Genomic DNA, 2,530 nt, shown 5'->3' with positions numbered 1-2,530 from the left:
ACAGGCAGTGAACGATCATGCCCGGATCAGTCACGATTCGGAGGCAGTAATGTCCAATCAATCGGTAAATTTCGAGTTTGGCAGTGTTCAGTACGTTAGCAAGATCGATCCTGTCCCGCCCTCAACGCGAGTGGAAGGCAACGTCACTTATAACGAGATTGGGTCAGACGGCTTTCCGGCATACTTCAAGGCCACGTTCATGCTGACTTGCGAAACCCAGCTTGGAGATACCGACAAGGTTATGAGGAACATCTTCCACTGGACCGAAGCAATGGTAGGCCTTGCACGCGAGACGCCATATTCTGAAGTTGAAGCTCAAGCCGCTCGACAGCTTGCTCCAAGTCTTCGAGCCGTTGCTGATCAGATCGAGAAGCTTGTGGCTGAGTTCGATCAGGGCAAGTCCGCTGTGAAGCCATAATTTTCACACCTCACTATGAGAGGTGTCATAATACCGGAGGTAAAATGATACCTCAAGGGTTTGAGGATGTTTTATCCTCTGTCTTAGCTTTCGCGATCTTCTTGAGCCGCTCATCCCAGCGTGCTTCGTCCTCATCGGATTCGAGTTCGCGGGCAAGTTCTTTGAACTTATCCGATTGACTCTTTTGTTCTTCATCGCCCATCGATACCTCCGTGTCAGATAAGCACTACATAATTTACGCGGATGAATCCGACAAAAAAGGGGATTATTTCTCCAACTTCTTTGGCGGCGTGATTTTGGCCGCGTCAGACCAAAAAAAGATTAGTGATGAATTAAACATTGAAAAACTGCGATTAGGATTAAACCATGAAGTAAAGTGGCAGAACGTTGATGCATCCAATTGGGATCGGTACGCTGAATTTATCCGCCTATACTTTAGTTTTGTTGCCGCTTCACGGCTTAAGGTGCGGGTTATGTTCACGCAGAACATGCGTGTTCCGCAAAATCTTGAGCAACGCCATCGAGACGACCAGTATTTTCTACTGTATTATCAGTTCATAAAGCACGCCTTTGGCTTGCTTTATGCAGATTTCGGGCCGGATCAAGAAGTGTTCGTAAGTATTTTGCCGGACAAGATTCCTGATACAAAAGAGAAGGTTGAACGCTTCAAGGACTACTTGTGTCGCATACCTTCGTCAGCCCGCTTTCGCCACACTAAACTATATATTCCAAGGTCAGGTATCGGCGATGTTGACTCCAAGGAGCACGTGATCCTGCAAGGGTTAGATCTGATACTTGGCTCTATGTGTTCACGATTGAACGAGAAGCTAACGGCCAAGCCACCCGGCAAAAAGGTGCGTGGCAAGCGCACCCGCGCCAAGGAAAAACTCTACAAGGTCATCAACAAAGAGATACGGAGCATCTACCCTGGCTTCAACGTTGGTGTCGGGACCGCCTGCCATTATGGGCCGTCCGACAGATGGACGCACCCATACCGCCATTGGCTGTTCATGCCGACAAACTACGAGATGGACAGAGCCTTGGGGAAGAAGGCGGCCCCGAGAAAGCCTACATAAGGTCCGACGCAAGCGTTGGGCTTCAACTCTCTCAGGGCCGCAAGATATAGTAGAGAATTTCGCCAAATTGTCAAATTCAAGGGGTTAGATCAGGCCATTTCGAACGCTTTTTCAGACCCCCCGTACGTGAGGCGCTTACCAACGATGCCGCGAAGCGCATTTCCAGCACGATCCTGATCATTGCAGCCCAGCTTCTCGCGATTGTTGTAGCGGAACTCGAACTCAGCGAGATAGCGGTGCAGGTGCTGTTCGCCGCAGTGCTGGTAAACACCCTTCATGCCGCGTTTGAAGATCGAGAATGCGCCCTCAACCGTGTTCGTGTGGATCGTGCGATCCTCAAAATCGACGTACTGCTTCGACTTGTGGTTCGTTGTGCCATGCTCTGCATATTCACGGCCAAGAACGGTATAAACGCGCGCCTCATCGGTCATAAGGCGTGCTTCGCGTGCGACATTGGCACGTACAACCGGGTGAATGTCCTTGGCGCTGAAACGGTCGAACGTGAAGGTGCGCATGGTGCCGCTTTCACGGTCAACCAATGCCAGCACACCTAGCTTGTGCTGATAGCCATGCTTCTTGGGCACACCGTCCTTGCGGCCAAAATACGTTTCATCGACCTCAACCGGAGTGCCGTTGCCACCAAACGGAGCAAGATTGCCGTCACGCATAGCTTCACGGATGCGATGGCACAGGAACCACGCGCTCTTGTAGGTGATCTCAAGGACGCGGTGCAGTTGATGGGCGCTGATACCCTTCTTGCTGCTGGTCATCAGGTAAACGGCCTGCAATGCCTTGTGCAGCGGAATGCGCATGTGTTCGAACACCGTGCCGATCTTGACGGTGAACTGCTTCTTGCAGTCACCGCAGCGCCACAGGCCAACACGAATGCGCTTCTCAAGGTTTGCCTTAACCTTGGTGATGCGATCCAGACCGCCGCAGTGAGGGCAAGCCGTTCCATCGGCCCAGACGATGCTTTCCAGATAGGTGAAAGCGGCTTCTTCGTCGTGGAAATATGGCTTCGAAAGAACGGACACTG

4 protein-coding genes are annotated in these 2,530 nt (G+C 51.5%); 2 read left to right on the top strand and 2 right to left on the bottom strand.

What is annotated here, in order from left to right; all coding sequences use genetic code 11:
• Positions 1 to 418: hypothetical protein (locus tag IEX64_RS24080; protein WP_229710732.1), on the top strand; the 418-nt coding region annotated here is incomplete at its 5' end.
• Positions 419 to 470: 52 nt separating this feature from the next.
• Here IEX64_RS24080 and IEX64_RS24075 read toward each other — a convergent pair.
• Positions 471 to 620, bottom strand: coding sequence for a hypothetical protein (locus IEX64_RS24075; RefSeq protein WP_188823987.1), 150 nt, complete (start codon positions 618 to 620; stop codon positions 471 to 473).
• 10 nt (positions 621 to 630) lie between these two features.
• Between IEX64_RS24075 and IEX64_RS24070 the strand changes: the two genes are divergently transcribed.
• The gene (locus tag IEX64_RS24070; protein WP_188823986.1) at positions 631 to 1,494 is read left to right on the top strand and encodes a DUF3800 domain-containing protein; all 864 of its coding nucleotides are present in this window, start codon (positions 631 to 633) and stop codon (positions 1,492 to 1,494) included.
• 89 nt (positions 1,495 to 1,583) lie between these two features.
• Here the strand turns inward: IEX64_RS24070 and IEX64_RS24065 are convergent, their stop codons facing one another.
• Entirely contained in the window at positions 1,584 to 2,528 is a 945-nt protein-coding gene (locus tag IEX64_RS24065) for an IS1595 family transposase (RefSeq protein WP_188823984.1), read from the bottom strand.
• Positions 2,529 to 2,530 lie beyond the last annotated feature (2 nt).

The organism is Novosphingobium indicum (assembly GCF_014645195.1).
GTDB classification, from domain to species: domain Bacteria; phylum Pseudomonadota; class Alphaproteobacteria; order Sphingomonadales; family Sphingomonadaceae; genus Novosphingobium; species Novosphingobium indicum.
The sequence above is the reverse complement of the archived record's forward strand: the minus strand, read 5'-3'. Positions and strand labels throughout refer to the sequence as shown.

Excerpts from the sequence above, each read along its gene's own strand:
- IEX64_RS24075 (WP_188823987.1), bottom strand. The coding sequence starts at position 620 with ATGGGCGATGAAGAACAAAAGAGTCAATCGGATAAGTTCAAAGAACTT.